General features: G+C 60.4%; 8 protein-coding genes. 5 read left to right on the forward strand and 3 right to left on the reverse strand.

What is annotated here, in order from left to right:
- From E4O98_RS26180 to E4O98_RS26200, 5 genes are all read left to right on the forward strand, one after another.
- On the forward strand, positions 1-2278 hold a 2278-nt coding region (locus E4O98_RS26180; protein WP_248136675.1), incomplete at its 5' end, for a BapA/Bap/LapF family large adhesin.
- 187 nt (positions 2279-2465) lie between these two features.
- The gene (locus tag E4O98_RS26185; RefSeq protein ID WP_050549390.1) at positions 2466-3863 is read left to right on the forward strand and encodes a TolC family outer membrane protein; all 1398 of its coding nucleotides are present in this window, start codon (positions 2466-2468) and stop codon (positions 3861-3863) included.
- The gene (locus tag E4O98_RS26190) at positions 3860-6043 is read left to right on the forward strand and encodes a type I secretion system permease/ATPase (protein WP_248136677.1); all 2184 of its coding nucleotides are present in this window, start codon (positions 3860-3862) and stop codon (positions 6041-6043) included. Before E4O98_RS26185 ends, E4O98_RS26190 begins: the two co-directional genes overlap by 4 nt.
- A 50-nt stretch (positions 6044-6093) precedes the next feature.
- Positions 6094-7260, forward strand: coding sequence for an HlyD family efflux transporter periplasmic adaptor subunit (locus E4O98_RS26195; RefSeq protein WP_032803970.1), 1167 nt, complete (start codon positions 6094-6096; stop codon positions 7258-7260).
- 9 nt (positions 7261-7269) lie between these two features.
- The gene (locus E4O98_RS26200) at positions 7270-8166 is read left to right on the forward strand and encodes an alpha/beta fold hydrolase (RefSeq protein WP_248136679.1); all 897 of its coding nucleotides are present in this window, start codon (positions 7270-7272) and stop codon (positions 8164-8166) included.
- On the opposite strand, the gene E4O98_RS26205 is transcribed toward E4O98_RS26200, so the two are convergent.
- The 3 genes from E4O98_RS26205 to E4O98_RS26215 all read right to left on the reverse strand — a co-directional run bounded on the left by E4O98_RS26205 (position 8163) and on the right by E4O98_RS26215 (position 12496).
- Positions 8163-11045 carry a UDP-N-acetylmuramoyl-tripeptide--D-alanyl-D-alanine ligase gene (locus E4O98_RS26205; protein WP_248136681.1) on the reverse strand — a complete coding sequence of 961 codons (2883 nt, stop codon included), beginning with the start codon at positions 11043-11045 and terminating at the stop codon, positions 8163-8165. The two genes, E4O98_RS26200 and E4O98_RS26205, sit on opposite strands and share 4 nt — an antisense overlap.
- Before the next feature lie 400 nt (positions 11046-11445).
- Positions 11446-11646, reverse strand: a complete 201-nt coding sequence (locus E4O98_RS26210) for a hypothetical protein (RefSeq protein ID WP_005791371.1) — start codon at positions 11644-11646, stop codon at positions 11446-11448.
- Positions 11647-12151: 505 nt separating this feature from the next.
- Positions 12152-12496: a cupin domain-containing protein gene (locus tag E4O98_RS26215; RefSeq protein WP_003194115.1), complete on the reverse strand. Its 345-nt coding sequence runs from the start codon at positions 12494-12496 to the stop codon at positions 12152-12154.
- Positions 12497-12568 lie beyond the last annotated feature (72 nt).

Below are 12568 nucleotides of genomic sequence, written 5' to 3' on the forward strand. Positions count from 1 at the left end.
TGCGGATGCGGATGCCGACGCCGATGCTGACGCCGATGCCGATGCCGATGCCGATGCTGATGCTGATGCCGACGCTGATGCTGACGCCGATGCGGACGCCGACGCCGATGCGGATGCCGATGCTGATGCCGACGCCGACGCCGACGCCGACGCCGACGCTGATGCCGATGCCGATGCCGATGCCGATGCTGACGCTGACGCTGACGCTGACGCCGATGCCGACGCCGACCTAGAAGCCTTCGACGACCTCGCCACAAGCGAAGTGACCATCAAACCTGTTACATCCAACACCAACCTGGCGGATATGCGTGTCTTCACCCTGCTGGGTGTTGGCGGGATCATCCTGGGCGATCACACCAAGGCGCAGGAGTTCACGGTTGCCGAAGGTTCCAGCGGCACGCTGAACCTGCAGTTTGCCCAGGCGGATCTGGTTTCGCTGCTGGGAGGCGGTTTCACTGCGGTCCTGGAGGTGAGCGACGGCGCGGGTGGCTGGTTGCCGGTTCAACAGGGCAGTAACGGTTCGGGCTTGCTGGATCTGTTGGGCCTGTTCGGTCAAAGCACCACTGCCGAGATCGAAGGGCTGCAGGCCGGGCAATACCGCTTCACCCTCCAGCTGGACCCAAACCTGGTCAGCATCGGTGCGGGGGCGACGGCGGTATTGAGCGTCACCAACAACAGCCTGACTGATTTCACTGGCGAAGCCGGTCCCGAAGTCTCCGGCAACGTCATCACCGACCCGGGTGTGGGAGGCACTCCGGATGTGCCGGGCAACGGCGGGCCCGTCAAGGTGCAGGTCGAGGTCGGCGGTGAATTCGTCGATGCGGACGCCACTACCGGCACGGTGCTGCAAGGCCAATATGGTCAACTGACTATTTTTGCCAATGGTGACTACAAGTACACCCCGAACGGCGATGTCGCCAACATCGGCAAAGTGGATGCGTTCGAATACCACTTGGTCAATGGTGCGGGTGGTTCTGCCGCCGCCACCTTGTATGTGCGCATCGACAGCCCAAGTGTCGACGTGACCTGGAACGCAACAGACCCATCGGCTCCAGGCACGGTCAGCCCGGTAGCGAACGATGACCTGGGCTCGGCGCAGATAGCGATCGTCAACCTGGTGACAGAAGCCAACGCGCCGGCCTTGAGCTACAACCTGCCGGCGATCGGCACGGGCTCGGGTACGGGCGAAGTCATCGTCGTGGCTGCCGACTCTACGGCTGTATTGAAGGTCGATGTCAGCGCTTCCGGCTTGACCCTGTTGCCGTCCACCACCGTCAATCTGCAAAAACTGATTGCAGGCCAATGGGAAACGCAACAGACCACCACCCAGTCGTCGCATACGTTCACCGGGCTGGACGCCGGTTCGTATCGGGTCACCGCATCCACAGGCTCGGTGCTGTCATTGTCGACCATCACGGTGGCTCAGACCTTGACTACCACCTTCACCACGCAATTTGTGGCCGGTGAAATGACCAACGCCACCGGCGACTTGTTGGCTGGCAGCCTGGCCGGACCGGATGTGCTCGGTTCGCCATTGACGGTGTTGAGCGTGCTGGTAGCCGGGGCCTATGTGGTGCCTGGGCAGACGGGGGCGCAAGTCGTCGGTGAGCACGGCACGTTGACCGTCTTTGCCGATGGCAAATACGTCTACACGCCGAATGCCGGCCTGACGCTGGATGAGATTGGCCAGGTGGATAAATTCACCTACAAACTCACCACGCCGACGGGTCAGGAAGAGACCGCAGACGTGTACATCCGCATCGACTCGCCAGACCGTGACCTTGTCTGGGACGACGCCAACCCGGGCGCGCCTGCCACTGAGGGTGTCGGCTTTGCCGCAGCCCTGGGGGCGGTGGATCAGGCCGCGGATGACGCCGCCAGCGTTGATGCTCAGCACCACGATGCGGTGGTGGTTGATGACACCGACTTCACCCACGTCGATGCGGGCGCGGGTGCAAACGGGTTGCTGTGGGAAGGGGGGGATGCTGCCATCAACCTCACCGACCTGATCGGCAAAGTCAGCGATGTGCAGAGTATCGACCTGAACGATATCAGCGCAGTGGACCTGACGTTGAGCCTGGAAGACCTGGTGTCCATCACCGGGCCTGAGTCGGATCGCTTGATGATTCAGGGCGACGATCAGGACAGCGTGCACCTGACCGGCGACTGGACTGGCGGTGTGACGCAAGTAGAGAACGGTCTGGAGTACGTGGTCTACACCAGTGCGGAAGATCAGGCCCATCAGCTTTGGGTACAAAGCGGCATCAACGTGGTGTAACGCCACTTCCCGATAACCGGGCCGCAATGCCCGGTTTTCCTTACCAACAAGCTTGCAGCGATGGGCCGTGACTGATGCCAGTCACGGTTCGTTGTTGTCCCCCTCCGGTTTGACAACAGTCAGGTGACTTGCAGTGAGGCATAAGAGTTTGGCCAACCAACTGTCTGCCACGGTTCTGGCAGTCGCAATGATCGCGCCAGGGATTGAGCCGGTCATGGCCACGTCGCTTTTCGACGATGAAGAACCCGTCAACATCATCAGCCCCAGCAACCTGGGCACGAATTTACCGGGAGGGCCAGCGGGCGTCAGCGCACCGGTGGCACCCCAGCGCAACATACCGAGCAACCTCGACCTCATGCGCGCCATTCAGTTGGCCGTAGAGTGGCACCCGGCGATTGCCGAGGCGATCGGCCAGCTGTACCAACAAAACGAGAACGTGAACATCGCCCGGTCCGGGTATTACCCGCAAGTCAGCGGTGGCTTCAATTCGGGCTATGACAGCGGCTTGAGTGGCAATGGCCAAAGCCGAGCGTTTTCGTTGTCGGCGTCGCAGATGCTTTATGACTTCGGCAAGGTTTCCAGCTCAGTGGACAGCGCACTGGCGCGGGTCAGCGGCAGCCAGGCGGCGATCTTGTTGTCGATTGACCAAGTGGCCCGCGACACCTCGTTTGCAATGATCGAACTGCAACGCTCGCAACGTTTGGTGACTGTGGCCCGCGAGCAGATCGAGGGGATTTCGGCGATTGCCGAACTGGCCAAAAAACGCAGCGACATGGGCGCCAGCACCCGTTCCGATTTGATCCAGGCCCGTTCGCGGGTCGAGGCGTCAATGGCCACCCAAATGCAGTTCACCGCGCAATTCAACCGCTGGCGCAGCGCCTTGAGCAGTTTGCTGGGGGCCCAGTCGCCGGTGAACGTGGCCAGCGGCTTTCCTGCCAGCCTGGAACAGTCCTGCGTGGGCGTGGTGCCCGATGCCGCCGTCACCCCGACGTTGCTGATCGCCCAGGCCCAGCGGGTCGATGCCTTGGCACTGATTGCACAGGCGCGTGCCGAAGCCTTGCCCACGGTGTCGCTGGACCCGTCCATCACGCACTACCTGGACAACAACGATGAAAGCAACCTGCCCGGCGGCCGCGATCGCACCCGCTACGGCGTGTTTCTCAACGTGAAGATGCCGCTGTACCAGGGCGGCGCAATCACCGCGCGCAAAACCGCGGCGCAGCAGGCGCTGCGCTCGGCCGAGGCGGCCAACGACGCCGCACGGCTTGCGGTTCGCCAGGGTTTGCTCGAAGCCCGCGACCAGATATCAAGCTTGTCGCAACGTCTGTCGACCCTGGATTTTCGTGAGCGCAGCATCTCCGAAACCCGTGACCTTTATCGCCAGCAATACCTTGAGCTGGGCACGCGTCCGTTACTCGACTTGCTCAATGCCGAGCAGGAAATCCACCAGGCGCGCATGGATCGGGAAAACACGGCGGCAGACCTGCGTCGCCTGAATATCGATTGCCTCTACAACACGGGCGGGCTTCGCACGGCGTTCCATTTGGACAACAGCACCCTGCAGGGTGTGGAGATTCGGCCATGAATGAAGCCGTGAAACTGGATGACGACTTGAGTGCAGCGCCCCTACAGCACACACCGCCGCCGACCTTTGATTACGAGGTATGGCTGGAAGCAATTCTTGGGGTGGCCCGCCATTACCGCCTGGAGTGTTCAGCGCAAAGCGTGCGCCTGGCAGCCCAATGGACCGACAGCGCGTCGGTGGAAGACGTGGTGCGGCGTATGGCGCGTCAGGCCGGGTTGAATTGCGTGATCGGCGACTTTAGCGCCTCGACCCTGATGCAACGCCAGTTGCCGCTGGTGGTGCAGTTTGCGGATGGGCAGGTCGGTGTGCTGGAGCTCATCGGTGAGGATGACAGCATCGGCATCGCCTACAGCGGTGATGGCGGTTTGCAAAGCCGTCTGGGTCGCCGCGAATTGCTTGAGCAGGCACGCAAGACGGTGATTCTGCGGCCAATGCGCGCGGTGCGCGACACTCGCGTCGATGATTACATCAAGCCGTACCAAAAGAACTGGTTCAGTGCCATCGTGCTGCGCGACCTGCGGCCGTATGGCTACGTGATGCTGGCGTCCCTGGTCACCAGCGTACTCGGCCTCGCCGGGGTGCTCTTTTCGATGCAGGTGTACGACCGCGTTATTCCCGCCGAGTCCATGCCCACCCTGTATGTGCTGTTCGGCGGCGTGATGTTGGCGCTGGTCTTTGATTTCATCATGCGCATCACCCGCGTGCGCATCACTGACATGCTCGGCAAACGCGCCGACCTGCGCGTCTCGGACCTGGTGTTCGGGCACGCCATCCGCCTGCGCAACAGCGCCCGACCCAAGTCCACCGGTTCGTTCATTTCCCAACTCAAGGAATTGGAACAACTGCGTGAACTGATCACCTCAAGCACGGCGACCGCGCTGGCAGACCTGCCGTTTTTCCTGCTGTTTCTGGTGATCTATTGGTTGATCGCCGGTCCGTTGGTCGCTGTGCCCCTGGTGGCCGTGCTGTTTCTGGTGGTGCCGGGCCTGCTGGCGCAGAAAAAACTCGCGGCGTTGGCCACTGAGTCGATGCGCGAAGGCGCGTTGCGCAGCGCGATGCTGGTTGAAACCGTACAAGGCCTCGACGACATCAAGGCCCTGCAAGCCGAGCAGCGTTTTTCGCAGCAATGGAACCATTACAACGCCACTTGTGGCGATGCCAGCCTGCGCCTGCGCCTGCTCACCAATAAGTTGGTGGCATGGAGCAACAACGTCCAGGGCTCGGTGTTTGCCGTGGTCGTCGTATTCGGGGCGCCCATGGTCATGGCCAGCGATATGACCACCGGCAGCCTGGTGGCCGCCTCGATCCTGGCCTCGCGCATGATGGCGCCGATGTCGCAGATCACTCAGGTACTCACGCGCTGGCAGCAGGCCAAGGTGGCATTGCAGAGTTTGAACCGCATCATGGAATTGCCGGTGGACCACGCTGAAGGCAGCAAGCGCGTGCATTTACCGCTGGTGCGCGGTCACTATGTGCTCAAACAGGCGGCCTTCCAGTATTGCGACGAAGCGCCGGTGCCGGCGTTATTGGTGGCGGATCTGCAGATCCAGCCGGGCGAGCGCATCGCCATTCTCGGCCGTAACGGCGCGGGCAAATCGACCTTGCTGCAGGCCCTGGCCGGGATGCTCAACCTCAAGAGCGGCAACATCAGCCTCGACGGGGTTGCCCTGGGCCACCTCGACCCGGCAGACGTGCGCCGGGATGTGGGGTTGATGACGCAAAACTCGCGTCTGTTCCACGGCACCCTGCGTGACAACCTGATCATGGGGGCGCCGCATGCATCGGATGAGGAAATCCTCCAGGCCCTGGCGGTAACCGGCGCCGCCGACTTCATCGGCAAATTCGCCGACGGCATGGACCACCTGATCCTCGAAGGCGGGCTAGGCCTCTCTGGCGGCCAGCGCCAATCGTTGCTCTTGTCACGCTTGATCATTCGCCAACCGCATATTGTCTTGCTCGACGAGCCCACCGCGTCCCTGGATGAAGCTACCGAGCGCCAATTGATTCAGAACCTGGATCGCTGGGCGGCCCATCGCACGCTGATCATCGCCACCCACCGCATGAGTGTATTGAGCCTGGTCAACCGCATCATTGTGGTCGACAACGGCCAGGTCATCGTCGATGACAGCAAGGACAACGCCATTGCACGGCTATCCAGACCCAAGGGGAAAAACCAGTGAAAACCCATGCGCTGAAAACAATCCCCCTGCTTGCCAGTGAAGACGAACACATCGGCCGCCCCCACGCGGGCGTGGATGACAGTACGGTGCTGCGCGCTACACGGGTGGTGGCGTGGGTGGCCGTCATGCTTGTCGCGTTTGGCGCCTGGGCCTACGTGTTTGAAGTGGACGAGGTGTCCACCGGCAGCGGCAAGGTCATTCCCACCTCCCGCGAGCAGATCATTCAGTCCCTGGAAGGCGGGATCGTCACGGAGCTGAATGTGGGGGAGGGCGATATCGTCAAACAGGGGCAGGTCCTGGCCAGGCTTGATCCGACCAAGACCGAATCCAACTTCGATGAAAGCGCTTCCAAGTACCGTGCGTCCCTGGCCAGCGTGGCGCGGTTGCAGGCGGAAGTGAACGGCAAGCCGTTGGCATTCCCGGCGGAGCTGTCACGTTACCCGGCGCTGATCAGCGCTGAAACCGATCTGTTCAACACCCGACGCAAAGGTCTTGAGGAATCCCTGGCCGGTGTGCGCTCTTCCCTGGGGCTGGTGCGCAGTGAGCTGGAGATTACCGAGAACCTGGCCAAGGTCGGGGCCGCCAGCAATGTCGAGGTGTTGCGCCTCAAACGCCAGAAGGCCGAGCTGGAATTGAAACTCAGCCAGGCGCGCTCCGATTACCTGGTGCGCGCCGGTGAGGACCTGGCCAAGGTCAACGCGGATGTGCAGACGCTGTCGTCGGTGATGCGCGGGCGTTCGGATTCGGTAACCCGCCTGACCTTGCGCTCGCCGGTGCGCGGTATCGTCAAGGATATCGAGGTCACGACCATCGGCGGCGTCATCCCTCCCAATGGGCGGCTGATGCAGATTGTGCCGCTGGATGAACAGCTGCTGATCGAGGCGCGAGTCTCGCCCAGGGACATTGCCTTCATCCATCCCGACCAGATGGCCAAGGTCAAGATCACGGCCTATGACTATGCCATTTACGGCGGCATGGACGGTAAGGTAGTGACCATTTCGCCGGACACCATTCAGGACGAAGTCAAACCGGAAGTTTTTTACTATCGGGTGTTTATCCGCACCGATGCCGACACCTTGAAAAACAAGGCCGGCAAGACGTTCTCGATCGTGCCCGGCATGATCGCCTCGGTAGACATCAAGACCGGTCAGAAAACCGTGCTCGACTACCTGATCAAGCCGATGAACCGGGCACGCGAAGCGTTGCGAGAACGCTAAGGAGGCAGGATGGGTAGAACGTTCGGCATCGGTGTGCTGTTGGGCCTGACGATGGCCTGTACGTCCTGGGCGCAGGCGTTCGATGAGGCGACGACCCCGCTGCGCTGGAATGCGCCCGCCGACCGCGGCACCTGCACTGAGCCGGGTTCGGCGCTGTGGGTCGAAATTGCCCGAGGCGATGCGTGCATTCGTTACTTCGCTGGCGGCGCCCTGGAGCGTGCGCCCGTGGTGATTGTGATGTTCCACGGTGATCGCACGAGCGAGATGCATCGTGCGCCGCAGGCGATTGCCGGCAACACCCTGGCCGCCAAAGTCAGCCAGGCCACGATGCTGACCAAGCGCGCGGGTGTGCCCCTGGTGATTGTAGCGCGCCCCGGCACCTACGGTTCCAGCGGCAACCACGGGCAACGGCGTCAGGCGCAGGAGTTCATTGCGCTCAATGGGGCGCTGGATCAGTTGCGCGAGCGCTATGGCATTGGGCAGTTCGTGTTGCTCGGGCACAGTGGCGGCGCTACGGTTGCCGCTGCACTGTTGACGCTGGGCCGTACCGACGTGAAATGCGCGGTGATGACCTCCGGTGCTTTCTCGCTGGTGCAGCGGGCGCAGATGATCCGCCAGAGCAAGGGCCTGCCTTCAAGGCCTGGGCGTGACACCAATGGGTTGCTGCACCCTTATGATCCGGCCCGGCACATCGATGGCATTGCCGTCGCACCCGCACGGCAGTTGTATGTGATTGGCAGCCCGGACGATCAAGTCGCACCGTTCGCCCTGCAGGAAGCTTTCTTCCAGGCACTGATGCGGGCCGGGCACCAGGCGCATTTGATCAAGGCGCTGGGCGTGCCCACGGCCTTTCACCAGTTGCGCCATGACATCGGGCTGAAGACGGCGGTGCAGTGCGCGGGCTAGACCGGCACCGCCTGTTCGCGTGAGGTCAACCAATCACACAGCTGCGACAGCCCCGTCCCGCCCGAGCTCTTGACCATGACCCAATCGCCAGGCTGAAACCACGGTTGCGGGTCGTTCGCCAGTGCCTGGTTCAGCGCCTTGGCATTCTCAAACCATTGCACTGGCAGCTCGTCACGCAACGACAGGTACAGCGCGTGCATCAACGGGCCGCACAGCACCACATGCCGTGGCGCCACCGCCCGCAAAGGCTCGGCCATCTCCAGGTGATAACGTTGGGCGTCGGGCCCGAGTTCGAGCATATCCCCCAGCACCAGCACACGGTGCTGCGGTGGGGCAGGCAGATCGGTCATTGAGCGCAGCGCGGCACTCATCGAGCCAGGGTTGGCGTTGTAGGCATCGTTGATCAGTTGGAAATGGCCGCCTGTGCAGGTAATTGACAGGGTATTGCCGCGGCCTTCGACGGGCATGAACGCGCCCAGGGTTTCCAGCGCCTGCTCGACCGCAAGCCCGCGTGCAGACAGGGCCGCCAGTACTCCCAACGCGTTGATTACCATATGCCTGCCGCGCGCCTTCAGACTGAAATTCAAGGGTTGCCCGGCAAGGAGTGCGTTGACGTTTACTTGATGGACTTCACTGTTCCAATCCAGCAAGCGCAGGTCCGCTTCGGGGTGTTCGCCGAAGCTGATCACGTGCAACTGGGCCACCTCGGCGGCTTCGGCGAACAGCTCGTAGTAAGGCATGTCGCGACAGAGTACCGCGTGACCGCCCGGGGCCATGGAGGCGAATATTGCGCTTTTTTTGCGCGCCAGGTTTTCCAGGGTTCCGTGATACTCCAAGTGCGCCGGTGCGATGCCGGTGACGACGGCGATCTGCGGGCGAACCAGCGCCGAGTTGATCGGCATACGCCCAACGGCCATTTCCAGCACCCAGAATTCTGCCGGCTCAGTCATGCTCGCCAGGTTCCAGGCAATGCCATGGGGCAGGTTGGCGTTGGCTTCGGTCTGGCCCACGTTGCCCCAGGGTTTCAACGCCTGGGCAAGCATTGCCACCACAGTGGTCTTGCCGAAACTGCCGGTCACGCCAAACACTGTTCCACTGAAGTGCTGCCGGGCGTGACGGCCCATCTGCAACATGGCCTCGCTGGTGTCGGCAACCTGCAATACCGGCAGCCCACTGCTCAGGTAGGGGGTGGGGTCTACACACAGGAAGGCTGACGGTCGACGTTCGGGTTTGGCCTGGGCCCAGCGTTGCGCCGATTGCGCTTCATTGGGGCCGACCCGGCTGGGATGGCGACTGAGGATCCGCTGCGGCTTGAAGAACTGCATGGAGGGCGTCAGCCCCGTTGCGCGCCAGCCGGGCGGCGGTGGGGTTGCCCACGTGCCCTGGGTGACTTGCGCCAGGGTATCTGCGTTCCAGGCTCGATCCACGCCGGTTGCGGCCTGGACCCAACTGACCTGAGGGGCACCATCAAGCAGATAACGGTGGTAAGCGATCAGCCCGGAAAGATAGTGTTCTACATCGTCGATCCGTACCCGGAACGCGTGATGACGAATAAAGAAGGCCCCGGCGATGCGCGCCGGGTTGGCAAAATACATCGCCAGTTCCGGCCAGAAATAGCCATTGAGCAGGTAGCGCGCGCGATGATGCAGCGCGCGGTAGAACGCGTGCAGATCAATCTCTTCAAGCAGGTGGCGCAGTGATGGTTGCTGGGCGATGCGTGTCAGCATCTGCTGCGCTGCCATCATCAACTCCAGCAACGTCGGAAAGGTGGTGATGCGTTGCTGGACGAACCCCAGATAGCCGGCGACGTTGTTCAGGCCAAAGCGAAAATATTTTTCGTCAGGTCGGTAGCGGGTCAGTTCGTTCACGCAGTAGCTGAGCCAATGGTCATGCTCGCGCCAGTGCTCTTTCTCGATGAAATAGTCGAAGGCTTTTTCCACCACGGCCAGCCAGCGCTCGTTGCGGGTCAGCCCATAGAGACGGATCAACCCGAAAGCGGCCTCGCCATCGTAGTAGATAATCCTGAAGGGCTCTTTGACACTCAGGTCATGGGCATGCAAAACGTGCGCAAACGCCCCGCTGACAGGATCCTGCATCCAGGCCATGCCGTTGGCGAGGGCTTCAAGAAGCGGCAGGTAACGGCGAGTGCCGGTGACTTCGCTGTACTTGACCAGTGCCAGCAGGCACACCGCATTGCCGCCCAGCTTGATCTCGTTGTCGGTGTCGATGAGAAACGCCGCCACGCTGCCATTGGGCAGCAAGGAGGGCCTGATCAGTACCTCGGCGAGGTGAGTCAGCGAGCGCTCGATCGCTGCCTTGAGCTGTTCATCGCCGGTCAGTGCCCAGGCCTCGATCATCGAGTAAGTGGTGCTTGCGTGGCGTAGCGTGTTGTAGTTTTTGATGGTTCGGTCAAAGCAGGGGAAGTAGCCGTAGATAAACTGCCCGCTGTCTTGCACCTGCGTGCTCAGGTAGCTGGATGCGCTGTTTATACACGCCCGAACATCATCAGGTGCGAGCGCTCCCAGGGCACGCCAGCCGGTTTGCGGCCCGCTGCTGTTAAGGGGGTGGGCGACGCCATCTTCGGCGCAGAACACACCGGTGGTGTTGAAGGTGAACACGCGGGTTTCGGGGGCAAGCGCTGCCACGATGGCTGCGGCCTGTGAGCCGCTGAACCGCCGCTTGGCATAGGTGACGAAGTTATTGGTGTTGAAGGTCGCGTGGGCAATGTCGCTGCCGCCGTACAGGATGGCATTGGCATTCAATTCCTGTTCGGTGATTGCCAGCTGCATATCGGCATCGAATGCAAGGCCGTGCCTGAAGTAATTGCGCTTGTGGCGCCTGAGGCGTTCACTGAACTTTTCCCAGGTTATTGGCGTCACGTTGAACGCACGTTCGACGCGGATCCATGAACGATCGGTTTTATCAGTCCCTTGGCGTGCAGCGTGGGAGCAGAGACGTTCGAATTCAAGCTCACCCAATTGCCAGGCAGTTTCGAAGTTGTCAGCGGTAATATGAAAAACCACCGCACGGTAGGTACTATCACTTATTGAAAAAAATAAAGTGCAGGTGTGCGGGGCGTCTGTTGAGACAGTCAGCTCGTTAGCGTGTTTGCTCAAAAGAGTGTAGCAAGCGAGCAGTTGCTGTTTCACAGGCGAAACTCTCCATGCATCATAACTTGCCGACGGTTATTATTAATTGACGCTGGGTACGTCAAGAAATGCAAACTTTCTCGCAGCAGAAGTTATTGTCCGTACGTAGGCTGATGTTCGAATTTATATATCAGGAATACATCGAAGAGTCTTCCTTTGCAGGCTCTCGGACAGGTGAAGCCACGAGGTTTTCGTGCTGTTGGAGGTGATCGCGAATCAGTTTGCGAATGACCTGAGAGATAGTAAGGTCAACGTCGTTGGACAAGGACTCCAGCCGTTGTTTGGTCGGCGCGTCGATGAGGATGGTCAGGCGCGTAGTTTTATCAGGCATTTTTCTAGTCCTTTTACATACAAAAGCGCGGTCTCAACTGCCGCGGGCAGCACGTGATACGAGAAGTGTTGAAGGCTTAGAGCCGTGCAGTCAATACGCCGGGATTCTAATTCAACTCTCCTGGCATTTTCTACAGAAGGTGATTGAAAGTTCAGATAATGTGAGCTTCTGCACCTTTTACCTATATCCCTATTATCATGCGATTGTAATCCAATGAGCCTGAATACTAACAAGGCTGCAATGAAATTATACGAAGCAGGCGCAGCTGTCAAAATTAATACTATCTATAACTAAAGTAGTGTATGGGCGCGCTGATAATGTAGGCAGGCGACTTTTTTTCATTATGCCGGTTTTTTTTGGAGTGTTTCGCCGAAAAATACAACTCGAAAAAACGGCTGTTGTTTGTTTTTACTTTTTGTGGTTTGGGGGGGCAGCGGGGCAGTTGGCACGACGCCGGGGCGTTGAAGCAAAAAGGGCCAGGGTGACCCTTTTTCAGGTGGCGGGATCAAGCAAAAACGAAGTACTTGCGCACGGTCTCCACTACTTCCCAGGTACCTTTCATGCCTGGCTCCACCACGAAGATATCCCCAGCGCGCAGATGGATCGGCGCCATCCCTTCAGGCGTGATCACGCAGTAGCCTTCCTGGAAATGGCAGTATTCCCACTTCACGTATTCCACGTACCACTTGCCCGGTGTGCAGATCCAGGTGCCCATGATCTTGCTGCCGTCTTCGCTGGTGTAAGCGTTGAGGTTGACGGTGTGCGGGTCGCCTTCAAGCTTTTCCCATTTGCAGGCATCCAGGACCGGCAGTGGGTGGGTGTCGCGCAGTACGGTGATGGGCTTGGACATGATGACTCCGAGGCAGGGAAGGGAAAGCTCAACCCTAAGGCCTTGGGCGCTGCGCCAGTGGTCTGAACTCGA

The sequence above is a fragment of the Pseudomonas sp. W2Jun17 genome, assembly GCF_023127795.1.
Classification (GTDB): Bacteria; Pseudomonadota; Gammaproteobacteria; order Pseudomonadales; family Pseudomonadaceae; genus Aquipseudomonas; species Aquipseudomonas synxantha_A.